General features: G+C 64.2%; 20 protein-coding genes. 13 read left to right on the top strand and 7 right to left on the bottom strand.

Annotated elements, in window-relative coordinates:
• Positions 1-57: 57 nt before the first annotated feature.
• The 4 genes from ehuA to ehuB all read right to left on the bottom strand — a co-directional run bounded on the left by ehuA (position 58) and on the right by ehuB (position 3,205).
• On the bottom strand, positions 58-885 hold the full coding sequence (gene ehuA, locus JNB89_RS10945) for an ectoine/hydroxyectoine ABC transporter ATP-binding protein EhuA (protein WP_276572770.1): 828 nt from the start codon (positions 883-885) through the stop codon (positions 58-60).
• Positions 886-947: 62 nt separating this feature from the next.
• Positions 948-1,607 carry an ectoine/hydroxyectoine ABC transporter permease subunit EhuD gene (ehuD, locus tag JNB89_RS10940; protein ID WP_220362187.1) on the bottom strand — a complete coding sequence of 220 codons (660 nt, stop codon included), beginning with the start codon at positions 1,605-1,607 and terminating at the stop codon, positions 948-950.
• Positions 1,604-2,263 (bottom strand): ectoine/hydroxyectoine ABC transporter permease subunit EhuC, encoded by a 660-nt coding sequence (ehuC, locus tag JNB89_RS10935; RefSeq protein ID WP_013342530.1) that lies wholly within the window; start codon positions 2,261-2,263, stop codon positions 1,604-1,606. Before ehuC ends, ehuD begins: the two co-directional genes overlap by 4 nt.
• Before the next feature lie 87 nt (positions 2,264-2,350).
• The gene (gene ehuB, locus JNB89_RS10930) at positions 2,351-3,205 is read right to left on the bottom strand and encodes an ectoine/hydroxyectoine ABC transporter substrate-binding protein EhuB (protein ID WP_041729629.1); all 855 of its coding nucleotides are present in this window, start codon (positions 3,203-3,205) and stop codon (positions 2,351-2,353) included.
• A gap of 292 nt (positions 3,206-3,497) precedes the next feature.
• Here ehuB and JNB89_RS10925 point away from each other — a divergent pair, with 292 nt between their 5' ends.
• The 9 genes from JNB89_RS10925 (at position 3,498) to ggt (ending at position 14,814) form a co-directional block, all read left to right on the top strand.
• Positions 3,498-4,895 carry a PLP-dependent aminotransferase family protein gene (locus tag JNB89_RS10925; RefSeq protein WP_220362186.1) on the top strand — a complete coding sequence of 466 codons (1,398 nt, stop codon included), beginning with the start codon at positions 3,498-3,500 and terminating at the stop codon, positions 4,893-4,895.
• Between the two features lie 175 nt (positions 4,896-5,070).
• The gene (eutB, locus tag JNB89_RS10920) at positions 5,071-6,087 is read left to right on the top strand and encodes a hydroxyectoine utilization dehydratase EutB (RefSeq protein WP_220362185.1); all 1,017 of its coding nucleotides are present in this window, start codon (positions 5,071-5,073) and stop codon (positions 6,085-6,087) included.
• A complete protein-coding gene (locus tag JNB89_RS10915; protein WP_220362184.1) occupies positions 6,084-7,085 on the top strand; it encodes a cyclodeaminase in 1,002 nt (333 codons plus the stop codon). Before eutB ends, JNB89_RS10915 begins: the two co-directional genes overlap by 4 nt.
• A 9-nt stretch (positions 7,086-7,094) precedes the next feature.
• The gene (gene doeA, locus JNB89_RS10910; RefSeq protein WP_220362183.1) at positions 7,095-8,321 is read left to right on the top strand and encodes an ectoine hydrolase DoeA; all 1,227 of its coding nucleotides are present in this window, start codon (positions 7,095-7,097) and stop codon (positions 8,319-8,321) included.
• Between the two features lie 5 nt (positions 8,322-8,326).
• The gene (gene doeB / locus JNB89_RS10905; RefSeq protein ID WP_220362182.1) at positions 8,327-9,349 is read left to right on the top strand and encodes a N(2)-acetyl-L-2,4-diaminobutanoate deacetylase DoeB; all 1,023 of its coding nucleotides are present in this window, start codon (positions 8,327-8,329) and stop codon (positions 9,347-9,349) included.
• Between the two features lie 4 nt (positions 9,350-9,353).
• Positions 9,354-9,845, top strand: a complete 492-nt coding sequence (locus JNB89_RS10900) for an Lrp/AsnC family transcriptional regulator (protein ID WP_013342537.1) — start codon at positions 9,354-9,356, stop codon at positions 9,843-9,845.
• Between the two features lie 143 nt (positions 9,846-9,988).
• Positions 9,989-11,491, top strand: coding sequence for an NAD-dependent succinate-semialdehyde dehydrogenase (locus tag JNB89_RS10895; protein WP_220362181.1), 1,503 nt, complete (start codon positions 9,989-9,991; stop codon positions 11,489-11,491).
• Between the two features lie 33 nt (positions 11,492-11,524).
• Positions 11,525-12,940: an aspartate aminotransferase family protein gene (locus JNB89_RS10890; protein WP_013342539.1), complete on the top strand. Its 1,416-nt coding sequence runs from the start codon at positions 11,525-11,527 to the stop codon at positions 12,938-12,940.
• Between the two features lie 140 nt (positions 12,941-13,080).
• The gene (gene ggt, locus JNB89_RS10885; protein ID WP_220362180.1) at positions 13,081-14,814 is read left to right on the top strand and encodes a gamma-glutamyltransferase; all 1,734 of its coding nucleotides are present in this window, start codon (positions 13,081-13,083) and stop codon (positions 14,812-14,814) included.
• Between the two features lie 102 nt (positions 14,815-14,916).
• On the opposite strand, the gene JNB89_RS10880 is transcribed toward ggt, so the two are convergent.
• Positions 14,917-15,960, bottom strand: a complete 1,044-nt coding sequence (locus tag JNB89_RS10880; RefSeq protein ID WP_220362179.1) for a S1C family serine protease — start codon at positions 15,958-15,960, stop codon at positions 14,917-14,919.
• A 204-nt stretch (positions 15,961-16,164) separates the two neighbouring features.
• Between JNB89_RS10880 and JNB89_RS10875 the strand changes: the two genes are divergently transcribed.
• Together JNB89_RS10875 and ppk2 are read left to right on the top strand one after the other, a co-directional pair.
• Positions 16,165-16,584 (top strand): VOC family protein, encoded by a 420-nt coding sequence (locus JNB89_RS10875; RefSeq protein WP_220362178.1) that lies wholly within the window; start codon positions 16,165-16,167, stop codon positions 16,582-16,584.
• Between the two features lie 141 nt (positions 16,585-16,725).
• Complete coding sequence (gene ppk2 / locus JNB89_RS10870) at positions 16,726-17,652, top strand: polyphosphate kinase 2 (protein ID WP_218741214.1); 927 nt, start codon at positions 16,726-16,728, stop codon at positions 17,650-17,652.
• Positions 17,653-17,761: 109 nt separating this feature from the next.
• Here the strand turns inward: ppk2 and JNB89_RS10865 are convergent, their stop codons facing one another.
• Positions 17,762-19,348, bottom strand: a complete 1,587-nt coding sequence (locus JNB89_RS10865; RefSeq protein ID WP_013342546.1) for an inorganic phosphate transporter — start codon at positions 19,346-19,348, stop codon at positions 17,762-17,764.
• A gap of 219 nt (positions 19,349-19,567) precedes the next feature.
• Between JNB89_RS10865 and JNB89_RS10860 the strand changes: the two genes are divergently transcribed.
• Positions 19,568-20,446, top strand: a complete 879-nt coding sequence (locus JNB89_RS10860) for a CHAD domain-containing protein (RefSeq protein ID WP_220362177.1) — start codon at positions 19,568-19,570, stop codon at positions 20,444-20,446.
• Between the two features lie 53 nt (positions 20,447-20,499).
• Entirely contained in the window at positions 20,500-22,149 is a 1,650-nt protein-coding gene (locus JNB89_RS10855; protein ID WP_223216728.1) for a GGDEF domain-containing protein, read from the top strand.
• A 54-nt stretch (positions 22,150-22,203) separates the two neighbouring features.
• Here the strand turns inward: JNB89_RS10855 and JNB89_RS10850 are convergent, their stop codons facing one another.
• On the bottom strand, positions 22,204-23,298 hold the full coding sequence (locus JNB89_RS10850; RefSeq protein WP_220362175.1) for a VTT domain-containing protein: 1,095 nt from the start codon (positions 23,296-23,298) through the stop codon (positions 22,204-22,206).
• Positions 23,299-23,505: the final 207 nt, after the last annotated feature.

Raw genomic sequence — 23,505 nt, 5'->3', positions numbered from 1 at the left:
ACCGCGTAGCCGGGCAGTCGCATGATTGCCCGGCGCAGCGCGCTACGCCCTGCGTGGCTACACCGCTTCCTTCACCGCGCGCAGGAATTGCTGAGTGCGCTCATGCTGCGGCGCGCTGAAGAACTGCTGCGGCGGGCCCTGCTCGATGATCTTGCCTTGCGAGAAAAAGCATACGCGGTCCGCAAATTCGCGCGCGAAGCCCATCTGGTGCGTCACCATCAGCATGGTCAGGTTGTGCTCGCTGCCAAGCCTGCGAATCACGTTCAGCACTTCGCCGCACAACTCGGGGTCGAGCGCGGATGTCACTTCGTCGAACAGCATGACCTTGGGCCGCATCGCCAGCGCCCGCGCAATCGCCACGCGCTGCTGCTGGCCGCCCGACAATTGCGACGGGTAGTGATTGCATTTGTCCTCGAGCCCGACGAGCGACAGCAGATCGCGCGCCCGCTCGGTCGCTTCCTTGCGCGAGAGGCCGAGCACCTGCATTGGCGCTTCTATCGTGTTGGCGAGCGCCGTCATGTGCGGAAACAGATTGAAGCTCTGAAACACCATGCCTATCTTGCTGCGTACCCGCCGCAAATGTTTCAGCGATGCGGGCACCAGTTGGCCGTTCTTGTGCATATGCGTGAGAGGCTCGCCGTCTACTTCGATCATGCCGTCCGTCAGCGGGTCGAGCGTCATCAGCACGCGCAGCAGGGTGGATTTGCCCGAACCGCTCGGGCCGATGATCGCCACTTTCTCGTTGCGGCCGATATCCAGGTTGAGTTCGTCGAGCACCGTGAGCGCGCCGTAGCGCTTGGTCACGCCGACGAAGCGCACCATGGGCCCCTCGCCCGGCGCAGCGGCCTGAGGCTCCAGTACGGAAGCGGGATCGTCTCGTTTCATTGGGTTCTCCACGGATAAGGCCGAAGGCGGCGGGGTAAGGGCATCGAGGTCGGTCTTCACGCTCATGGCAACCTCAAGCCGTATTCGAGCCGCCGCACGAGTTGCGCGAAGCTCACGCTGATCAGCAGGAAGAAAATGCCGGCGAGCGTGATCGGCTCGAGATAGCGGAACGTCTCGGAGCCAATGTTCTTGGCCTGCTGCATCAATTCGACCACGGTGATTGCCGAGAGCACGGGCGTGTCCTTGAACATCGCCACCAGATAGTTGCCGAGCGCGGGAATCACCGGGCGAATCGCCTGCGGCAGAATCACGCCGCTGTAGGTGCGCCACGGCGAGAGCGACAGCGCGCAAGCCGCTTCCCACTGGCCGCGCGCCACACCGTTGAGGCCCGCGCGGTACACCTCCGACGTGTAGCACGCGTAATGCAGCGCAATGCCGACCGTGCCCGCCGTCAACGCGGACATCGTGACGCCGTACACCGGCAGAACATAAAACAATACGTACACCTGAATCAGCAAAGGCGTGCTGCGAATGAATTCGACTATGAAGCCGACCGTGCGCGACACCGCCTTGACGTGGCTGCGCCGCAGCACGGCGAGAACGAGCCCCAGCACCAGCGCGATAGCGAAACCCACGAGCGTGATGAGGATGGTGTACACCGACGCGCGCAGCAGTGCCGGCAGAATCTGCTCGGCGTAATGCAGATCGAAGAAGCTGTTCATCGGGCGGCCCTCTGGATAATGCCGTGGCTCACGCGGCGTTCGAAGTGCCGCATCAACGCCACCAGAATCTGCGCGAGCACGAAGTAGATCACGAGCGTCAGCATGAAGATTTCGGCGGTCTTGAAGGTCGCCTCGTCCAGTTGCCGCGCACGAAACGTCAGATCGGAGAGCGTGATGAGCGAGACCAGCGAAGTACCCTTGAGCAACTCGATCATCAGATTGGTGGCGGGCGGCAGCGCGTTGATCATCGCTTGCGGCAGCACGATGCGGCGCATGCGCGTGAGCGGCGACATGTTCAGCGCGAGCGCGGCCTCGAATTGTCCGCCTGGCACCGAACGCAATGCGCCGCGCAGAATTTCGGAACCGTATGCGCCGTAATGCAAACCCAGTCCGACAATGGCGACCGTGAACGGTGTCATCTCGATGCGAAACGGCGGCAGCGGCAGCACGAAGAAAAACCAGAATAGTTGCACGAGCAACGAGGTGCCGCGAAAGATCTCGACGTAGGCATTGCCAAGCCAGCGCAGCGGCGCCCACGGCGCGAGCTTGGCCGCCGTGGCAACGAACGCCATGACGATGGCGAGCACGGTTGCGAAGGCGGCAATCTCCACCGTCACGAGCGTGCCTTGAAGCAACAGGGGAAACAGTTCACGCATGGCGGTTCCTCGCTTGCATGACGGCGTGTGCTTCTGCACGCGCCTGGGGACTCGGGGCCGGCCTTCGCCGGCGCATCCGCGGTTCGCTTACTTGCCGCAGATGTCAGCGGCGGTGCGCGTAGTCAGATTCGATTTGTCGAAACCGAACGGCTCCACCGTTTGCAGATGATCGGCTGTGCCGAGCCAGTCGTGCAACTGCTTGTTGACCGCGTCGCGCAAATCCGTGTCTTCCGGGCGGAACGCGAGCGCGCCATAGCCGGTGTGCTTCGGGTCGTCGGTGAAGTTTGCAACGGCCTCGACCTGGTCTGAGGCTTTGGCCGCGAGCCCCTTCATGGTCAGCGCGGTACCGGCCGCCGCGTCCGCACGGCGCGCGCGCACCGCCTGCAATTGCGCGGTCGTGTCGGGCACCTGCATCAACTGCGCGTCTTTCACGCCGGCATCGCGCGAATTGGCGAGTTCCACCGCGCCCGCCATTACCGCGAGCTTCAGGTCGGGCTGCTTGCCGATGTCCGCATAGCTATGGAGGTTCTTCGGGTTGCCTTTGGGCACGAGCAGCGTGTCCTTGATCTGATACTGCGGGTTGGCGAACGCCACCTGCTTGCAGCGCTCGGGCGTGATGTACATGCCCGCTGCGATCACGTCGAAGCGGCCCGCGCGCAGACCGGGAATCAGCGAGCCCCATTCGGTCAGCACGCCGTCTACTTTCTTCACGCCCATCTTCGCGAAGATCTTGCGGGCGATTTCCGGCGATTCGCCCGTCACCTTGCCGTCAGGCGTGGTGTAGGCAAACGGCGCTTCATTGGCATAGCCGATGCGCACTTCGCCCGTGCGCTGGATGCGCTGCAACGTCGTTTCCGCCGACGCATGCTGCGCCGGCACGGTCAGCGTCGCCGCGGCGACGCAGAGGGCTCCGAGCAATCCTGAAGTGCGCTTCGCTTTCATATCGATTCCGTTGTTGACGTGGTGAATGAGGTAATGAACAAGGTGATGAATGTGGCGACGCATCATGCAGGCGGCACCGCCAAGATCCGCCCAGACCGCCTCTTGCACGGCTTCCCGCTGCAACCTTGAATGCAGCATACAAAGCCAATTTTTTAATCCGATTGCTCTAGGACAATAATTTTCCGGGCCTGTTTCGCGGCAGTATGAGGGGCGTCGGCAGGCGCTATGACAGGCTTGACGCGAAGCGGGCAGCAAGGGTTTACGACGAGGGCAACGAGGCTGGAGGACGCAAGTGATCGGGCAGTGGCGTGATGCGGTGCGCGCGGTGCACGGCGTGGAGTCGAAATACAAACGGCTGGTGAAGGCCATAGCGGGCGACATAGAAAGCGCGGCGCTGCCCGCGGGCGCGCGCCTGCCGCCGCAGCGCGATGTGGCCGCCGAGCTGGCCATCAGCGTGCAGACCGTGACCAATGCGTACAAGGAACTGGAGCGGCAAGGGTTGATACGCTGCGAAGTGGGCCGCGGCAGTTTCGTGGCGGCACGCGTGACGGAAACCATGTCCAACTACATGCTCGACACGGCCGAACGCTCCGTGGTCGACTTTTCTATTGCGCGCATCATTCACACTCCGGAACACGACGCGATGTGGCGCAAGATTTGTGCGACGCTCTCCACGCTCGACGACCAACCGTGGATTCGTGCGTTCCGGCCGATTGCGGGTTTCGAGCATCATCGGCAGGCGGGCGTCGCGTGGCTCGCGTCGCTGGGCATGCCGGCCTCGGCGGATACGCTGCTTGTCACCAATGGCGCCGCGCACGGCATTTTTCTCGCGCTCGCCTCGCTGGTCGGCCCCGGCGACACGGTGCTGTGCGAAAGCCTGACGGATCACGGCGTGATAGGTTCGGCCAATGTGCTCGGCTTTACGCTGAAAGGGCTCGAGATCGACGAATACGGCATCCATCCCGAACATTTCGAGGAGATGTGCGACAGCGAGCGGATCAGCGCGCTCGTCTGCACGCCCACGTTGAACAATCCCACTGTTGCGATGATGCCCGACTCGCGGCGCCGCGCGATTGCGCGCATTGCCGAGCGCTACGGCGTGTACGTGATCGAAGACGATGTGTACGGTCCGTTGCCCGCGAAGCCGGCCGCACCGATTGCGAGTCTCATCCCCGAACTGTCGTTCTACTGCACGAGCATGACGAAGTCGGTGCTGACCGGCTTGCGCATCGGCTACCTGACTACGCCGCGCCGCCTCGCGCTGCGCGCGGAGAGCGTATTGCGCGTGAGCAGCTGGATGGCCACCTCGCCGATGGCCGAGGTCGCGACGCGCTGGATCGCCGACGGCACAGCGGCGCGGCTCGTGCAGATTCAGCGCGAACGCCTAGGGCGACGCCAGGCGCTCCTGCAGCAAACGCTCGGCGCTTATGTACTGGGTGCACATCCGCAAGCCTTATCGGCGTGGCTGCGTGTGCCGGAGCATTGGCAGGCGGACCGCCTCGTCAGGGAACTGCGCAACCGCGACATTGCGGTGACTTCCGCTGAACCGTTCCTCGTGCGCGGCGCGGACCGGCCGAGCGCAGTGCGCGTCTGCGTCGGCGCCGAAGTGAGCGACGAGACCTACAAGGCCGCGCTGGAAACCATGCGCGAGGTGTTCGAGCAGTATCCGCAAGTGCACGATTTCACCTGACCGGCAGCCGGGTTGCGAGGCAGTGCGTGAAATGAACTAGGACAATGGAAATCGCTTTTTAGAACATTAGACTGGGCTGCATTCGAAACGATGCGGCCGCAGGCGGCTCGACGCTCCAGTCGTCGTGCAGAACCGGCAGCATCGGACCAAACCCCTTTCGTGCAGGGCCGAGTTCATGTCCGTTCTGTCGCTGGCCGATGTCTACCGCGCGCGTCGCCGTATCGAGGGGCGCGTGCTGCGCACGCCGCTCGTCGAGTCGCCGAGTCTGTCGGCCATCGCGGGCGCGCCGGTTTATCTCAAGCTCGAAACCGTGCAGCCGACCGGCAGCTTCAAGCTACGCGGCGCGACCAATGCGCTAACCGAACTCGCGGCCCAAGGCTGCCGCAAGGTGGTCACTGCATCCACGGGAAATCATGGGCGCGCGGTGGCTCATGCGGCGCGCGCGCTCGGTATCGAAGCCACTGTTTGCATGTCGGCCCTCGTGCCGGGCAACAAGGTCGAGGCAGTGCGCGGGCTCGGAGCGCGTGCGTGCATTGTCGGCAACAGCCAGGACGACGCCGAGCGCGAAGCTCTGCGGCTCGTCCGCGAAGAAGGCTTTGCGTACGTGCCCCCGTTCGACGATCTGCAGGTTATCGCGGGGCAGGCGACCATCGGCCTCGAAATTGTCGAAGCGTTGCCGGACGTTGCGCATATCGTGGTGCCGTTGTCCGGCGGCGGCTTGTTTGCAGGCGTCGCGTTTGCGGCGAAAAGCGCGCAACGCGCGATTCGCATGAGCGGCGTGACGATGGCGCGCGGCGCCGCAATGCATGCGAGTCTCGCAAGCGGCCGGCCGGTGCTGGTCGAAGAAGTGGAAACGCTCGCGGACTCGCTTGGCGGCGGCATCGGCCTTGAAAACCGCTATACGTATCAGCTCACGCGCGATCTGATCGACGACACGCTGCTGCTCGACGAGGACTCCATTGCGCGCGGCATCGTCCATGCGTATCGGCATGAGCGCCTCGTCGTGGAGGGCGCAGCGGCCGTCGGCATGGCGGCGCTGCTCGACGGCGCGCTGCACGACGCGCTACACGACGCGCGCGCTCCACGCGGTCCGCTCGTGATCGTCGTGACGGGCGCAAATATCGACATTGAACTGCATCGCCGCATCGTCAATGCGGTGCCCGCGCCGTCCCATTCACACGAAACCACATGACGTCCATTACTTTGCTTGGCGAAGCGCAGCTTCGCGAACTGGTCCCGCTTGATCTCGCGGCCATCGATCAGGTGGAAGCGGCCTTCCTCGCGTTGGCGACCGAAGACGTCGCGATGCCGCCTATCCTGCGCCTCGATCTACCCGCGCAAAACGGCGAAGTCGATGTCAAAACTGCCTACCTGCCGCGCTTCGACAGCTTTGCGATCAAGGTCAGCCCCGGCTTCTTCAACAATCCCGCGCTCGGTCTGCCGAGCCTGAATGGCTTGATGCTGGTGCTCTCCGCGAAGACCGGCCTGACCGAAGCGGTGCTGCTGGACAACGGCTATCTGACGGCAGTGCGTACCGCCGCCGCCGGCGCGGTCGCGGCGCGCTGGCTTGCGAAGCAAAAGACGCCGCAAGTGGCGGTGCTCGGAGCCGGCGAGCAGGCGCGTCTGCAATTGCAGGCGCTGACGCTCGTGAGGCGTGTCGAACACGTGCGCGTGTGGGCGCGCAATGCATCCAGTGCGCAGCGCTTTGCCGAAGAAATGACAGCCGCGCTCGGCGTGCGCTGCGAAGCCGCACGCGACGTTGCGCATGCGCTCGCCGAAGCGGACGTCGCCATCACGACGACGCCGAGCCGCACGCCCCTGATCGAAGCTGCGCATCTGCACGCCGGTTTGCATATCACCGCAATGGGCTCGGATGCGGAGCACAAGAACGAAATCGCGCCGGCCGCATTGGCTGCGGCGCGCTACGTGTGCGACCGCGTGCAGCAAACGCGTGCGCTCGGCGAATTGCACCATGCGCTGAGTGCTCGCGCGATCAAGGCCGACGCGAGCATCGTCGAACTGGGCGAGGTGATCGCGGGCAAGGCCGCGGGGCGGGCGAACGATGCGGACGTAACGATCTGCGATCTGACCGGCACCGGCGCGCAGGACACGGCCATTGCGGCGCTCGCTTTACAGCGGGCGCGTGCGGCCAACGCAGGAATGATCTTCCGTAACGATGTGCAGCGCTAAGAGGGGACGATGTCCGAGACAACACAACTGGAACGCAACGTGAGCGATCAGGCGTCGACCGTACGCCTGCCGTTCGAACGGGCCGAATACGCCGCACGTATCGGCAAGACGAGGAAGGCGATGCAGGCCGCCGGAATCGAACTGCTGATCGTGTCCGACCCGACCAATATGGCGTGGCTGACCGGCTACGACGGCTGGTCTTTCTATGTGCACCAATGTGTGCTGCTGGCGCTGGAGGGCGATCCCGTATGGTTCGGCCGCGGTCAGGACGCAAACGGCGCGAAGCGCACCGTGTTCATGCAGCATGACCACATAGTTGGTTATCCAGATCATTACGTTCAGTCTGCCGTGCGCCATCCGATGGATTACCTCGCGCGCGAAGTAATCGAGGCGCGCGGTTGGGGAGCGCTTCGAATCGGCGTCGAAATGGATAACTACTATTTCAGCGCGGCGGCTTACCGCTCGCTCGTCGCGAATTTGCCGCAAGCGAAATGGCAGGACGCAACGAGCCTCGTGAACTGGCAACGCGCGGTAAAGTCGCCGCGCGAAATCGAATACATGCGTGTGGCGGCGCGCATTGTCGAAGCAATGCACGAGCGCATTGTCGAGCGAATCGAGCCGGGCATGCGCAAGAACGACCTGGTGGCCGAGATTTACTCGACGGGCGTTCGCGGCGTGGACGGCCACGGCGGCGACTATCCGGCCATCGTGCCGTTGCTGCCGACCGGCGCGGACGCCGCCGCTCCGCACTTGACCTGGGACGACACACCGTTCGTCAAAGGGGCGGGCACATTCTTCGAAATCGCGGGCTGCTTCAAGCGCTATCACTGCCCGCAGTCGCGCACGGTGTTTCTCGGCAAGCCGCCCAGGCACTTCGTCGAGGGCGAGCGCGCGGTGGTGGAAGGCATCGAGGCGGGGCTCGCCGCGGCCAAACCCGGCAACACGTGCGAAGACATTGCCAACGCATTCTTCGCGGTGCTGCACAAGTACGGCATCGAAAAGAACAGCCGTTGCGGTTATCCGATCGGCGCGAGCTATCCACCGGACTGGGGCGAGCGCACCATGAGCCTGCGCCCGGGGGACAAGACGGTCCTCGAACCCGGCATGACGTTCCACTTCATGCCGGGCCTGTGGCTCGACGATTGGGGCCTCGAAATTACCGAAAGCATCCTGATTACCCAGGACGGCGTCGAGCCGTTCTGCAACACGCCGCGCAAACTGTTCGTGAAGGAGTAGTGCATATGCGCGCATCGCCCATTCAGCCGACAGTCGACTTCAACGCAGACGGCGAACAGCACGGCTTTCTGAAACTGCCGTATTCGCACGACGCCTCCGCGTGGGGCGCCGTGATGATTCCGATCACCGTGATCCGCAACGGCGACGGACCAACCGCGCTCCTCACGGGCGGCAATCATGGCGACGAGTACGAAGGGCCTATCGCGCTCTCGCAGCTTGCCGCAACGCTGCGGGCGGACGACGTGAAAGGCCGCGTCATCATCGTGCCGTTCATGAATTACCCGGCGTTTCGCGCGGGCAGCCGCACGTCGCCCATCGACCGCGGCAATCTGAACCGCAGTTTTCCCGGCAAACCGGACGGCACCGTCACCGAGAAGATCGCCGACTATTTCCAGCGCCACCTGCTGCCGCTTGCAGACTATGTGCTCGATCTGCATGCCGGCGGCCGCACGCTCGACTTCGTGCCGTTCGCCGCGATTCACGTGCTGCCGGAGGCACAGCAGCAGGCGCGCTGCGAAGCCGCGATGCGTGCATTCGGCGCGCCGTACTCCATGCGAATGCTGGAACTGGACAGCGTCGGGCTCTTCGATACGGCAGCGGAAGAAGCGGGCAAGGTGTTCGTCTCGACGGAACTCGGCGGCGGCGGCACGGCCACGGCGCAAAGCGTGGCGGTGGCCGCTCGCGGCATACGCGGCTTCCTGCAGCATGCTGGAGTGCTGGCTCACGAGCCGCCCGAGGATGCGCCGCGCACCACGACCTTGCTCGACATGCCCGACGGCACCTGCTTCACGACCAGCGAGCACGACGGCCTGCTCGAAATGTGCAAGGACCTCGGTGAGACGGTGGAAAGCGGCGAGGTGATCGCGCGCATCTACGACGCGTCGCGCACTGGCGTTGCGCCGGTCGAATATCGCGCACGTCGTGGCGGTCTGCTGGCGGCGCGGCATTTTCCGGGCCTCGTGGGGATCGGCGACACCGTTGCAGTGGTAGCCGATGTCGTCGAACGCGGCATACCCGTGAGCGTTTGAGCGCATGAAGCTCGACCGCTACGACCTCGCGATTCTGCGCATTCTGGCGCGCGACGGACGCATCACGAAGTCGCGTCTCGCGGAAGAGATCAGTCTTTCCATTTCGCCGGCATGGGAGCGCGTCAAGCGGCTCGAAGACAGCGGCGTGATTCGCGGTTATCGCGCCGACGTCGACTGGCTGCGCGCGTTCAAGGGCGCGCGTGTCGTGGTGGAGGTGACGCTCGCGCGCCACACGGCGCACGACATGCGCCGTTTCGAGGAGCGCATCGCCGCTTCGCCGGAAGTCGTGCAATGCCATGCAACCGGCGGCGGGGTGGACTACGTGATGCACGTGATGTCGCGCGACATCGACCACTATCAGCGCTTTATCGACTCTTTACTCACCGACGAACTGGGTATCGAAAAGTACTTCACGTACATCGTCACCAAGGTCGTGAAGAGCATGCCTGAAGGCGTGCCCGAGTGGGCCGAGGAGTCATTAGGCGAGGACAGTTGACGCGCGCTGCGCAGCTGCCGAAAGAACAGCACGCTCCGCTGCGCATTACGGAAAAAACGCGAACCGCAGGCCACGCGAACCGAAAAAACCGCGCTGCTGCTCAACGTACAGTGACAGACATACATCGCACACAGGAGGTCGTCATGTTGCTGGGTCATCCGGTTCTGTTCAAATCGCTGTGCTACGTCGACGGGCGCTGGATTCACAGCGCAAGCGCGGCGAGCGTCGCCGTGCGCAATCCCGCGGACCAGCAGGTGCTCGGACATGTGCCCATGCTCGACGCCGCGCAGATCACCCAGGCAGTCGACGCCGCGCAGCGTGCGTTTTCCGCATGGCGCTGGCTGCCGATCGCGAAACGTTCCGCGTTGCTGCTGCGCTGGCACGAACTGATCCTGCGCCATCAGCACGACTTGGCCGCGATTCTCTCGCTTGAACAGGGCAAGCCGCTTGCGGAAGCACGCGGCGAGATTGCGTACGGCGCGAGCTTCGTCGAATGGTTCGCGCATGAAGTGCGGCGCCTGAATGGACGCACCATTCCCACGCATATCGATGGTGCGCAACTGGGCACCGTGATTGAACCCGTGGGCGTGGCCGCCTTGATCACGCCGTGGAATTTTCCTTGCGCAATGATCACGCGCAAGGCGGCGGCCGCGCTGGCCGCGGGTTGCACCGTGGTGGTAAAGCCCGCGCATGAAACGCCGTTCTCAGCGCTGGCACTCGCCCAGCTCGCGGAAGAAGCCGGTTTTCCGCCGGGCGTCTTCAACGTGGTGCTCGGCAAACCGCAAATGGCGATGCAAACGCTGGTTGGCGATTCGCGCGTGCGCTCGGTGAGCTTTACTGGCTCCACTCGCGTTGGCGCGCTGGTCATGCAGGCCGTCGCACGGGCCGGCATCAAGAAGACGGCGCTCGAGTTGGGCGGCAACGCGCCGTTCATCGTGACCGAAGACGCGGACCTGGATGAAGCCGTGCGTGTCGCCGTTGCCGCGAAGTTCCAGACGTCGGGGCAGGACTGCTGCGCGGCCAATCGCATTTTCGTTGCACGTCCGCTGTATGAGGCGTTCGTCGCGCGATACAGCGATGCGGTTCGCGCGTTGAAAGTGGGCTCGGCATTCGAAGCCGACGTGGATGTGGGCCCGCTCATGCATCAAGCCGCGTTCGACGCGACCGTGCAGCGCGTGGCCGACGCGCAGGCGAAGGGCGCTCGCATCACCGCGGGCGGTTCGGCGCACGAACGTGGCGGCTGGTTCTTCGAACCGACCGTCGTGGCCGACGCTGCACCCGGCATGCGTATTTACGACGAAGAAAACTTCGCACCCATTTCCGCGGTGAGCGCATTTGATTCGCTAGACGAAGTAATCGAGCGTGCAAACGATACCGAGTACGGTCTGGCCGCTTATATCTGTTCGCGCGATCTGAACACGGTATTTCAGCTGATCCGGCGTCTGGACTTCGCGATGGTCTCGGTGAACGGCGCGAAGTTCACGGGCGCGCCGATTCCGTTTGGCGGCATCAAGTCGTCGGGTCTGGGTCGCGAAGGCGGCGCCGAGGGCTTCGAGCCGTTTGTCGAAACGCGCTATTTCTGTCTTGGCCAACTCGGCTTGCCGCTGACCGCGACGCTTCCCGCTCGCAGCGCCGCAGCCGCGTAAGCCCAATCCATGCATTCAACGAAGGAGCCTTTCATGACTCAGCCCGAACAACTGCAGCAACTCGAACAACTTTTTAGCGCCGACCGCGCGCATTTCATGCATCCTTCCACGCACGCTCATGACCACGCGAGCGGCGCGCTGCCGGGCCGCATCGTGACGGGCGCGAACGGCATCCGCATTGAAGATCATCAGGGCAAGACATTCATCGACGCGTTCGCGGGCCTGTACTGCGTGAACATCGGCTATGGCCGCACCGAAGTCGCCGAGGCAATCTACGAGCAGGCCAAAAAGCTTGCTTACTACCACACCTACGTGGGCCACTCGACGGACACCATCATCGAACTGTCGTCGCGCATCATCGAATGGGCGCCGCAGGGCATGAAGAAGGTCTACTACGGCATGTCCGGTTCAGACGCGAACGAAACGCAGATCAAGCTCGTCTGGTACTACAACAACGTGAAGGGCAGGCCCAACAAGAAGAAGATCATCTCGCGGCAACGCGGCTATCACGGCTCGGGTATCGTCACCGGCAGCCTCACCGGCTTGCCGAGCTTTCATCAATGCTTCGACCTGCCTATCGAACGCGTCAAACACACTACGTGCCCTCACTGGTATCGCAATGCGCCGGCCGGCATGAACGAAACACAGTTCGTCGCGTACTGCGTGGAGGAACTGGAGCAACTGATCGCACGCGAAGGCGCGGACACGATTGCCGCGTTCATCGGCGAGCCCGTCATGGGCACGGGCGGCATTCTGCCGCCGCCGGCCGGCTATTGGGCCGCGATCCAGCAGGTACTGAAAAAGCACGACATTCTGCTGATCTGCGACGAAGTGGTGTGCGGTTTCGGCCGGCTCGGTTCGAAGATGGGCGCGCAGCATTACGGCATCACGCCCGATCTGATTACCGTCGCGAAGGGGCTGACGAGCGCCTATGCACCGCTCTCGGGCGTGATCGTGAGCGAGGGCGTGTGGGATGTGATCGACAAGGCTTCGCAGGAACTCGGGCCGATGGGTCACGGCTGGACCTATTCCGGGCATCCGATCTGTGCGGCAGCGGCGCTCGCCAACCTCGACATTCTCGAGCGCGAGAATCTCACGCAAAACGCGGCGCAAACCGGCGCGTATCTGCTCGAGCAACTGCATGCGGCTTTCGACTCGCATCCGCTCGTCGGCGAAGTGCGCGGCGCAGGTATGCTGGCCGCGCTCGAATTCATGGCCGACAAGGACGCGCGCCGGCCGTTCGACCCGGCGCTGAAAGTCGGCCCGCGCGTGTCGGCTGCTGCGTTGCAACGCGGTCTGATTGCTCGCGCGATGCCGCATGGCGACATTCTGGGGTTCGCACCGCCGCTCGTGACTTCACGTGCCGATGTCGACGAAATCGTGAAGCTCGCGCGCGCGGCTGTGGACGAGGTGGCCTCGCAGGTTCTGACGCCCGCCTCCGCCGTCTGACCCGAAGCAGTGCGCCTCTTTGTGTGCCGCAACAGCCGCCTTACGGAATCGCGCGGCTTCGCAAAGAGGCGCTTCACATGTTATAAGCCCAAGGGAACTGTAGTGATCGTCAGGTGAAACAGTCGTCTTGGGGGATATCAATGAAGTTGTTCCACAATGCCAAAGCGTCCGCCAGCGTATTTGCGCTGGCCACTGTGTTGTCTGTTTCCTTCGGCTTTCTCGAAGCGACGCCGGCCGTCGCGAAGCCGCCCGCGAAAGCGCAACCGGCAGTACTCACCGCGTCCGCCATCGCCGTTGCGGACGAATACAGCGCGGACGCCGCCGAACAGATCTTCAAGGAAGGCGGCAATGCGGTCGACGCCGCGGTGGCCATCGCCTTTACGCTTGCCGTGACCTATCCGGAAGCGGGCAACATCGGCGGCGGCGGCTTCATGACGCTGTACGTGGCCGGCAAGCCGTACTTCCTCGACTATCGCGAACGCGCGCCGCTCGCCGCGACCAAGAACATGTATCTCGACGACAAGGGCGAGGTCATTAAAGGCATGAGCCTGTATGGCTACCGCGCCGTGGGCGTGCCCGGCACCGTGGACGGCATGTGGCAGGCGCAGCGCCGGTTCGGCAAGCTCAAGTGGAAGCAGGTGCTCGCGCCGGCCATCCACTATGCGCGCGACGGCTTCGAGGTGAGCGAGCAGTTGCAGCAGCGCCGCGATGCGGCGGCCAAGGAATTCGCCGGCAAAACCAACTTCGACACCTACTTCGGCAACCTGAAGCAGGGCGTAAACTTCAAGCAGCCCGACCTTGCCGCGGTGCTGCAGCGCATTGCCGACCAGGGCGCGAAAGACTTTTATTCGGGCAAGACGGCTGACCTGATTGCAGAGTCCATGCGCGGTCATGGTCTGATCACCAAGGCCGACCTGCAGCAGTACAAGGCCGTTTGGCGCCAGCCGATTGCGGCCGACTGGAAGGGCTACCGCGTGTACACCGCACCGCCTCCGAGTTCGGGCGGCATCGGCCTCGTCCAGCTGTTGAAGATGAAAGCCGACCGCGCGGCGGACTTCAAGGACGTGCCGCTCAATTCGCCGCAGTACATTCATCTGATTGCAGAGATCGAAAAGCGCGTATTCGCCGACCGCGCGCAATATCTCGGCGATCCGGACTTCTACAAGGTACCGGTCGCGCAGCTGACCGACGACGCATACATCGCCAAACGCGCCGCCGAAGTGAATCCGGAAACGCCGTCGGACACGAAGAGCGTGCAGCCTGGGCTCGGCACGTCGATGCCGGAAAAAGCTGAGACCACGCATTTCTCCGTGGTCGACAAGTGGGGCAACGCAGTGTCGAACACCTATACGGTGAACGGCTACTTCGGCTCGGGCGTGGTCGCGGACCGCACCGGCATCGTGCTGAACGACGAAATGGACGACTTCTCGGCCAAGCCGGGCGTAGCCAACATGTTCGGCGTGGTGGGCAGCGACGCGAATTCGATCGAACCGAAGAAGCGCCCGCTCTCTTCCATGAGCCCGACGATCCTCACCAAAGACGGCAAGGTATCGCTCGTGATCGGCACGCCTGGCGGCTCGCGCATCTTCACGTCGATCTTCCAGGTGATCAACAACATCTACGACTTCAACATGCCGCTGCCGGACGCAGTCGCTGCGATGCGCTTCCATCATCAGCTGCTGCCGCCGAACACGATCTTCTGGGAGCCGTACCAGCCGATCGACGGCGAGCTCGCCAAGGCCGTGGAGGCCAAGGGCTATACGCTGAAGGCGCAGAACTTCAACGGCGACATCCAGGCAATCAAGATCAACGACAACACGCCCGAGCCGGCAGCGGATCCGCGTGGCCGTGGCGTGACGCGCATCATCCAGTAAGCGTGGTTCTGGCGACGGGCGTGGGCCTCTGCTTGCATGCTCCGCTCGCAACGCAAAAGACCTCGCGCCCGAAAGAGCCCGAGGTCTTTTTTTGCCTGCGAATCAGCTTGCCTGCTCGACCGGAGTCAACGTGAGTTCGAGCCGTTGCGCGCCACGCAGCACCGTCACGTTCACGGGCTTGTCGATGCGCGAGGCGTCGAGCGTGCGTTGCAGCGCATCCACGTCCTGCACGGGTTGCGAGTCGATGGCGACAATGTTGTCGTCCGTGCGCAAGCCCCCCGCCGCTGCGGGACTGCCTTTGACGATTTCCATCACATGCACGCCGCTTTGCGCGCTCAGGCCGAAGTAGCGCTGCACGCGGCGCGACAGCGGCGTGGTGGTGCCCGCTACGCCGATATACGCACGCCGCACGCGGCCATGCGCGAATATCTGCATGATGACCCACTTCGCCGTGTCGATTGCGGTGGCGAAGCAGATGGACTGCGCGCCGGGAATGATCGCGGTATTCACGCCGACCACCTGGCCTGCGGAATTGATCAGCGGGCCGCCGGAGTTGCCTGGATTGAGCGCGGCATCGGTCTGGATCACGTCGTAGATCATGCGGCCGGAGTTCGAGCGCAGCGAGCGGCCCAGCGCCGACACCACGCCCGTGGTGACGGTCTGCGCGAGACCGAGCGGATTACCTACAGCGATGGCGATCTGCCCCACGCGCAGCTTCGACGATTCGCCGAGTTCGACGTGAGGCAGCGGCTCCGGCGAGCCGATGCGCAACACCGCGAGGTCGCTGCCGGGATCGTCGCCGACCAGGTCGGCGTCGAACCTCGCGCCGTCGGCCAGCGTCACCTGAATGTGCGTTGCGCCGTGCACGACGTGGCTATTGGTCAGCAGATAGCCGTCCGGCGTGAAGATGAAGCCCGAGCCAGTGCCGCCGCGCGCGCCGCGCTCGCGGCCGGGCGCGGCGCCGGGCAGCCGGCGTTCGACGGAAATGAAGGCGACGGCCTGCTGCACGCGCTCCAGCGCGCCGATTACCGTGCGCGAATAGGCGTCGAGCAGGGCGTCGTCGGATAGAGGGGTGAATGAGTTCGGCCCGGGGGCGTCGGATGCGGCGCGCGACAGGTCATCAATGAAGCGTGGACGGCTTCCCATGGCGATGCTCCGGATAAACGGACAACCAGATGCGGGGCGCGCGTAGGGTTTTCAAGTGTGAAACGGCGCACGCCTGACACGCCGTACCGTGTGAGACACTTTGTGCTGGCGGGCTGACTGCGCGCCCTTTGCGGCTTGCATGCCGCGCGACGCTACGTCATCTCACGCCGCGTCATGCCAGTCCGTCACGTCCGGGAGAGAGCCATGATCGACCCATCCGCCGCGTCTTCCACGAAAACCGCACCATCGACCGGCAGCGCGCCAGACGAACCGCGCATCGAGTCGCTCAGTGCGATCACCCTTGCCACCAGCGACATGCGGCACGCGGTGCGCTTTTATGAGGCACTCGGCTTTCCGCTCAAATTCGGCGGCGAAGACGCTGCGTTCACGTCGTTCGCGTTTGGCGGCACGTTCCTGAACCTGATCGCCGACCCGCGTGCGCCAGTGAACTGGTGGGGCCGCGTGATCGTTTATGTATCGGATGTGGATGCCGTCTATCGCAAGGCACTGGCGGCGGGTTTGACGCCCTCGCTGGAGCCGTCCGACGCGCCGTGGGGCGAGCGCTACTTCCACATCACGGACCCCGACGGGCACGAAGTGAGCTTTGCCAAACCCCTGCGCTAGCGGCGGCTCTCTGCGTAAAACTCGCTATCATGAAGCGGCCGGGCGGTAACACGGCTGACACCGGGCGCACCGATAATCGGGCGCGTCCGCGTCGCGCATGCCGCCGCGCGCCCGATCATTTCCGCCGCGAGGAGAGCCGCAATGAAAGAGCAGGATCCGAGACCTGAAGCCGAGTTGCTGATTGAGCGGCAACGCCGTTTCGAGGAAGACCTCATCGACGCTTACGACGAGGAACTCGAAATGGAGGTCGACGACCGCATTCTCGACGGTGCCGAGACCTTCACGCGCGAGAACCGCGAAGCGCGCAAGGTGTATTTCCGCGAGCTGTTCCGCTTGCAGGGCGAACTCGTCAAGCTGCAGGACTGGATCGTGGAGACGGGGCACCGGCTGGTCGTGATTTTCGAGGGACGCGATGCCGCCGGCAAGGGCGGCGCGATCAAGCGCATCACGCAGCGGCTCAATCCGCGCGTGTGCCGCGTCGCGGCGCTGCCGGCGCCGAACAACCGCGAGCGCACCCAATGGTACTTTCAGCGTTATGTCTCGCATCTGCCGGCCGGCGGCGAGATGGTGCTGTTCGACCGTAGCTGGTACAACCGGGCGGGCGTCGAGCGGGTGATGAACTTCTGCACCGACGAAGAATACGAAGAGTTCTTCCGCTCCGTGCCGGAGTTCGAAAAAATGCTCGTGCGCAGCGGTGTGCAGATCGTCAAGTACTGGTTCTCCATTACCGACGAGGAGCAGGAAATCCGCTTCCAGAACCGTATTCACGATCCGCTCAAGCAGTGGAAGCTAAGCCCGATGGACCTGGAAAGCCGCCGCCGCTGGGAGGCTTATACGCAGGCCAAAGAGGTGATGCTGCAACGCTCGCACATTCCCGAAGCGCCGTGGTGGGTCGTGCAGGCCGTCGACAAGAAGCGCGCGCGGCTGAACTGCATTCACCATCTGCTAAGCCAGGTGCCGTACCACGAGATCGAGCACCCGACTATCCAGTTGCCCGCTCGGGTCTATCACGACGAGTACAGCCGTCAGCCGGTGCCCGCTTCGATGATCGTGCCCGAGGTGTATTGAGCGCTCGAATGACCGGCATCGGGCAGGCGTTTGTTTTAGTTCAGCCCTGGCTAGCCGGGGGAACGGCCGCGAAGAACCGCGGCGCTCCCCCGGACGGCGTTTCAGAACTTTAGAACACTGCCCGAAACAGCCAATACAAACCCGCCGCGAGTGCAATGGAGGCGGGCAGCGTCAGCACCCACGCAAGCACCAGGCTGCGCACGGTCGCCCATTGCAAGCCCGAGCCGTTGGCCGCCATCGTGCCGGCCACGCCGGAAGACAGCACATGTGTGGTGGAAACGGGCAGGCCGTACATGTCGGCCGCGCCAATCGTCATCATCGCGACGAGTTCAGCGGACGCGCCCTGTCCATACGTCAAATGCTGCTTGCCGATCTTTTCGCCGACGGTCACGACAATGCGCTTCCAGCCGACCATCGTGCCCATGCCGAGCGCAATGGCCACTGCGACCTTCACCCATGTCGGAATGAACTTGGTCGCATGGTCCGTTTGCGCCTTGAAGTTCGCGATGGCTTTGGCATCCGCTGGTGCAAAGGCCGGTTGTTTCGCCTTTTCCATCAGGCGAATCGCTTCAGAGGCGACATACATGTTGTTGCGCACGTTATCCACCATGCCTTGCGGCACCGCGGCCATCGAACCGGATGCGCCGACTTGCTGCGCAATGACGTCCGTCAGCTGTTTCAGCGCGGGCAACGTGGCGGGCGTGAGCTGATGCGTGCGCACATAGGCTTCGACATCCGCGCGCGGATTGGCCGACTGCGGCGCGCCGTTCGTATATCGCGCAAGTGCGGCCGAGGTCTGCTCGGCGACCGCCACGAAGGTTTGCGTCTGTGCGGGCGTCACCGCCTTGTTCAACGCATACGCCGTGGGCACCGTGCCGATCAGGATCAGCATGATGAGGCCCATGCCCTTCTGGCCGTCGTTCGACCCGTGCGCGAACGAAACGCCCGTGCACGTCAGGATCAGCAGGCTGCGAATCCAGAACGGCGGCGGTTCCTTGCCTTTGGGCTCGGCGTAGAGCGCGGGAACGCGCACCACGGCTTTGAGAATCATGAGCAGCAGGCCGGCCGCGAGAAAGCCGACGAGCGGCGAAAACAGCAGCGACTTGCCGACGCCGAGCGCCTGGTTCCAGTCCACGCCGCTCGTGCCGTTTACGCCATGCATCAACTGATTCATCAGGCCGACGCCGATTATCGAGCCGATCAGCGTATGCGAACTCGACGAGGGCAGGCCGAAGTACCACGTGCCCAGGTTCCAGATGATCGCCGCGATCAACAGCGCGAACACCATCGAAAAGCCCGCGCTGCTGCCCACTTGCAGAATCAGTTCGACCGGCAGCAGTTGCAGGATGCCGAACGCGACGGCGCCGCTCGAGGTCAGCACGCCGAGAAAATTCCACGCGCCCGACCACACCACTGCAAGATTGGGTGCGAGCGAATGCGTGTAGATGACGGTGGCGACAGCGTTGGCGGTGTCGTGAAAGCCGTTGACGAATTCGAACCCGAGTGCGATCAGCAGCGCGATGCCGAGCAGCAGATAAGGAAGCATGGAACCTTCACGCACCGGTTGCAGGTCGCCCACCAGTTGCGTGCTGCAATAGCCGATGCCCACTGCGATCACGGCGAGGAAAATCACGAGGCCGAAATTGCGCCCCTTGCCACTGACCCCACTGGGTTGAGGGTATGAAAGTTCCGGCATGACGTGTGCCCCTGAAAAAAGTCGCGGAACTTTGGATCGTGCGGGGCGCGCATGTCGGTACGATGACAGTCGAATACCCTGGCCGCCCGCGCGCCCGAATGCAGCGCGCATCGCCGCGATGGCGGAAGCAGCCTCGGTTTTGCCGGACTGCGGCAGCCGGTTCATAGCCGGTAGGAATCTTTTTTGCTACGCTGAAACACGCACCTTCCAGGAGTCCCCATGAAGCGCGACGGTCAGAAGGAAAGCCGTAAGACAAATGGCGGGCCTGCGGCCGCCGGCTCCAGCACGCCGGAACCCACGGCGCAGGCGGCGTTCGCGTCGTATGCGGCACCGCTCGTGAGCGAAGCGATTGCGTACGCCAATGCGGTGCGCGACGATCCGTCGCCAGAAGCGCTGCACAAGCTTCGCGTTTCGCTGCGCCGCTTGCGTTCGCTGTGGTGGGCGTTCGCGCCGCTGCTCGAGAAGGGCGAAAACACCCGGCAACGGGCGCTCTACAAGTATCTCGCCACGGCAGCGGGCAAGACGCGCGACTGGGACATCCTGATCGAGCTGATCCGGCATGAAGACGGCGCCGGTAACTTCGCCCCCGCGCTCGAAGAAGCGCGCCGCAACGCGCTGGCGACGAGCCGCGAGACGCTGAGCAACGCAGACGTCAAGCATCTGCTGCGCGATGCGCTGACGAGCGCTTCCACGGAGCTGAACACGGCGCACGAACGCGTTTCGCTGTGCAAGTTCGCGAACAAACGGATTGCCGCTTCGGAGCGCTCTTTGACGAAGCGCGCGAAACGCGCCCGCCATGCCAGGCGCTCGAACTACGCCGCCTTCCACGACGTGAGAAAGGCCGGTAAGAAGCTGCGTTACCTGCTGGAATTTTTCGAGCCGGTTCTGAGCGGCAGCCACAAGAAAACGCTCAAACGTTTGAAGCAGGTGCAGAAACGTTTCGGTACGCTAAACGATGTTGTCGCGAGCGAAATGCTGTTGCGCGACAACGCGGATCTGTTCTCCGGCGCGGGCGACACCGGCAGCGTGCTGCGCTCGCTGCACAAGGAACGCAAACGCCGGATGCGCTCGGCCGCGGGCCTGCTGCGCAAACTATGACGCGTGAAGGCGGCGCAGCGCAGGGCAGGCGCAGCGCCGGCATATAACATCTGATGGCGGGCCGCACGCTTTTCGCGCGGCCCGTTTGCAACGGAGGCAACGCGCAGGTGGCATATCGGGCTCATTCATATCGGGCTCATTCGCAGAGGCGGCGCTGGCGCCGGAAACTGCTGCACAAGGGAGCCGGGGCCGCGCGTTACGTGGGCAACCATCCAGTGCTGGCGGGTCTCGCCGGCACGCTGGTGGCCGTCGCGATGGCGGGCCTCACGCTGCTTACGCTCGCCAATGGCCGCACCGACGCGCTCGATCATGCGCGCGAGACATCCGGCAATCTCGTCTCGATCATTTCCAGCGACCTTGAAAGAAACGTGGAGATCTATGCGCTTTCGTTGCAGGCAATGGTGGACGGCGCCGAGCATCATCTGGATCTGAGCGCCGGGTTGCCTGACGATGCGCGCCGCGCAGTGCTGTTCGACCGCGCGACAACGGCCGCTTTTCTGGGCGGCGCGTATATTCTGGGCGCGAACGGCGAGGTGCTCGCCTCGCAAAGCGGCGAGATCAACCCCAACATTCGCTTCAGCGACCGCGACTATTTCGTCGTGCATCAACGCAACCCGGCAGTCGGACTGTATCTGTCGCATCCGTTCCACTCGCGCTTGCGCGACGGCAAGTTGTCGATCGGACTTACGCGGCGTATCAACGATAAGAACGGCCGCTTCGCCGGAGTCGCGCTGCTCGCCATTCGCATCGAATACTTCCAGCGGCTGCTCGAGCGGATCAGCGTTGGAAAACAGGGTTCCGTGTTCATCGCGATGAATGACGGCACGCTGATCGCGCGCAAGCCGTACTCGCCGAGCGATATCGGCACGAGCATAGCGAAGTCGCCGACCTTTATCAGAATGGCCGCGCACGACGCGGGTTCCTATGTGGCGCAGTCCGCAGTGGACGGCGTGCAGCGCATGTTCACGTATGTGCACGTGCCCGGTACGCCGCTGATTGCAGTCGTCGCGCCCGCGGTCGACGACGTGCTCGAGCCGTGGCGCCACCGGGCGATGATCAGCGGCGCGTTGACGCTTGCGTTCGGCGCGGTGTTCGTATTGGTGTCGTGGCTGCTCGCCTATGCATTGCACGGCAAGCTGCGCGCACAGGCAGCGCTGGTGCGTCTTGCCGCCACCGACCCGCTGACTGGGCTCAGCAACCGGCGTGTGCTGGATAACCGGCTCGATGAAGAGTGGCGGCGCGCGCGGCGCACCGGCCAGCCGCTATCCGCGCTGTTCATCGATATTGATCATTTCAAGCGCTTTAACGACACCTACGGCCACGCAAGTGGCGACGAGGCACTGAGCACGGTGGCCGAGTGCATATCGTCGACGGTGCGCCGTGCGGTCGACCTGGTCGCGCGCTATGGCGGCGAGGAGTTCGCCGTGATCCTGCCGGACACCTCGGCCGATGGCGCGCGTGCTGTGGCCGAGAAGATCCGGCGCAGCGTGCAGGCCCAGCACATTCTGCATGGCGGCGCCGACCCGGTGACGGTCACGGTCAGCGTGGGCTGCGCGACGATCGTGCCGGCGCAGGGCGCGAACGCGCTGGATCTGCTTGCGGCCGCCGACCGCCAGCTTTACGTGGCAAAGGCGGCGGGGCGCAATCGCGTTGCTTGCGGACCGTCGGCGGTGGGCTCGGTGGCACAGGACTCGCCGTCGTAAGCGCGCCTCATATGCACGCGGAACGCGCCTCGACGAATGGACCGGCGCTCATGCTTAGGCGCTTGCGCGGCTTCGCGGTGCGAAGCCGCGCAACGTTACAGTGTTTGAGGCGCTCGACGTGCCCGATGTTTTTGACGCGTCGCCGCGTGAGCGCGTCCACTCGCCCAAGGGCATCTCTTCTGCAAGCAGCAAGCCCACCGGAAAGCCGCGCCGCTGCCAAGCCTCCAGCCCGCCGTGCAGCGCGCGAATCCGCGTGTAGCCGTAATTGCGCATACGCACGCTGATCTCGGCGGCTGTCCCACTGTCCGGACACACGCAGTAGATCACGCTGTCGAAAGTACGCAGCGCGCCGTCGATCTGTTCCGGCGAATGGGGATCGAGTGGCAATGCGCCGGGAATCGGCGACGCCGCGCCGGGTGCCGCGCTCTGCGGACGGGCGTCGAGGACCTTGGGCGTTGCCTTGCGGCCGCCGGCGTAGCGGGACGCTCGCGCTTGCCTCGCCTCGGCGGCGGTCCTGGCTGTATCGGCGCTCTCGAGGAGGGCGGCCTGGCGGCGCGCCCGCCGCTGCTGCCCGAGCCGATACGCGAGATACAGCAACGCGGCGGCTATCAGCACGTCGATCACGGTGCCGCCGCGCGCCCGCACGAACTCCAGCAGCATATGCAACTGCCGTTCGGCCGCTGCGCCGCCGAGCAGCCAGAACGTCGCCCACGCGGTCGCGCCTGTGAGATCCCAGATCGCGTAGATGCGGGCGTCGACAGCGGTGGTGCCCATCAGCGGCGGTGTGACGAGCGCGAGGCCAGGCACGAACTTCGAGATCGACACGAGCGGCACGCCGAAGCGCTCGAAGAGCGCACGCGCCTGTTCGATGCGGGCGTCGACGGCAGGCAGCATCCGGCCGAGCACGCCGATCAGCTTGCGCCCATACAGACGGCCTGCGGTGAACCAGACGCCGTCGCCGATCAGCGCGCCGAGCACGGCCGCGCACAGCACCGGCCAGAACGACAAGGTGCCAGCCGCGATCGCGGAGCCGGCGAACAGCAAAACCGGCACGGCGGGAATCGGCACGCCGAGGCGCGTCATCAGCACGTTGGCGAACACAACCGCGCCGCCCCAGGTGGACACCGCCGAGGACGGAAACTCTACCAATTGCGCGGCTCCTGTCGCTATGTTGCGTTTGTCTGGTTGGCAAGCTGGGTGCGCCGTTCCGGCAGCCCGGCGGGTCCGCTCACGCAAAACGCGTTCCTGTGGCTCCGGGGCGTCCCGATCGCCGAGGATACCCGATGGACCCCGGGCGCGGCCACCCGCGACGCGCTGCAATTTCGTTCAAGACGTGATGCCGGAAGCGTCTCTATT

Origin of the sequence: Paraburkholderia phenoliruptrix, assembly GCF_019511605.1 — a bacterium.
Classification (GTDB): Bacteria; Pseudomonadota; Gammaproteobacteria; order Burkholderiales; family Burkholderiaceae; genus Paraburkholderia; species Paraburkholderia phenoliruptrix_A.
This window is presented reverse-complemented; position numbering and strand designations above follow the sequence as displayed.

Coding starts and splice junctions, on each gene's coding strand:
- ehuA (WP_276572770.1), bottom strand. CDS start 885: ATGAAACGAGACGATCCCGCTTCCGTACTGGAGCCTCAGGCCGCTGCG.
- ehuD (WP_220362187.1), bottom strand. CDS start 1,607: ATGAACAGCTTCTTCGATCTGCATTACGCCGAGCAGATTCTGCCGGCA.
- ehuC (WP_013342530.1), bottom strand. CDS start 2,263: ATGCGTGAACTGTTTCCCCTGTTGCTTCAAGGCACGCTCGTGACGGTG.
- ehuB (WP_041729629.1), bottom strand. CDS start 3,205: ATGAAAGCGAAGCGCACTTCAGGATTGCTCGGAGCCCTCTGCGTCGCC.
- eutB (WP_220362185.1), top strand. CDS start 5,071: ATGTCCGTTCTGTCGCTGGCCGATGTCTACCGCGCGCGTCGCCGTATC.
- JNB89_RS10915 (WP_220362184.1), top strand. CDS start 6,084: ATGACGTCCATTACTTTGCTTGGCGAAGCGCAGCTTCGCGAACTGGTC.
- doeA (WP_220362183.1), top strand. CDS start 7,095: ATGTCCGAGACAACACAACTGGAACGCAACGTGAGCGATCAGGCGTCG.
- doeB (WP_220362182.1), top strand. CDS start 8,327: ATGCGCGCATCGCCCATTCAGCCGACAGTCGACTTCAACGCAGACGGC.
- JNB89_RS10900 (WP_013342537.1), top strand. CDS start 9,354: ATGAAGCTCGACCGCTACGACCTCGCGATTCTGCGCATTCTGGCGCGC.
- JNB89_RS10895 (WP_220362181.1), top strand. CDS start 9,989: ATGTTGCTGGGTCATCCGGTTCTGTTCAAATCGCTGTGCTACGTCGAC.
- JNB89_RS10890 (WP_013342539.1), top strand. CDS start 11,525: ATGACTCAGCCCGAACAACTGCAGCAACTCGAACAACTTTTTAGCGCC.
- ggt (WP_220362180.1), top strand. CDS start 13,081: ATGAAGTTGTTCCACAATGCCAAAGCGTCCGCCAGCGTATTTGCGCTG.
- JNB89_RS10880 (WP_220362179.1), bottom strand. CDS start 15,960: ATGGGAAGCCGTCCACGCTTCATTGATGACCTGTCGCGCGCCGCATCC.
- JNB89_RS10875 (WP_220362178.1), top strand. CDS start 16,165: ATGATCGACCCATCCGCCGCGTCTTCCACGAAAACCGCACCATCGACC.
- ppk2 (WP_218741214.1), top strand. CDS start 16,726: ATGAAAGAGCAGGATCCGAGACCTGAAGCCGAGTTGCTGATTGAGCGG.
- JNB89_RS10865 (WP_013342546.1), bottom strand. CDS start 19,348: ATGCCGGAACTTTCATACCCTCAACCCAGTGGGGTCAGTGGCAAGGGG.
- JNB89_RS10860 (WP_220362177.1), top strand. CDS start 19,568: ATGAAGCGCGACGGTCAGAAGGAAAGCCGTAAGACAAATGGCGGGCCT.
- JNB89_RS10855 (WP_223216728.1), top strand. CDS start 20,500: ATGGCGGGCCGCACGCTTTTCGCGCGGCCCGTTTGCAACGGAGGCAAC.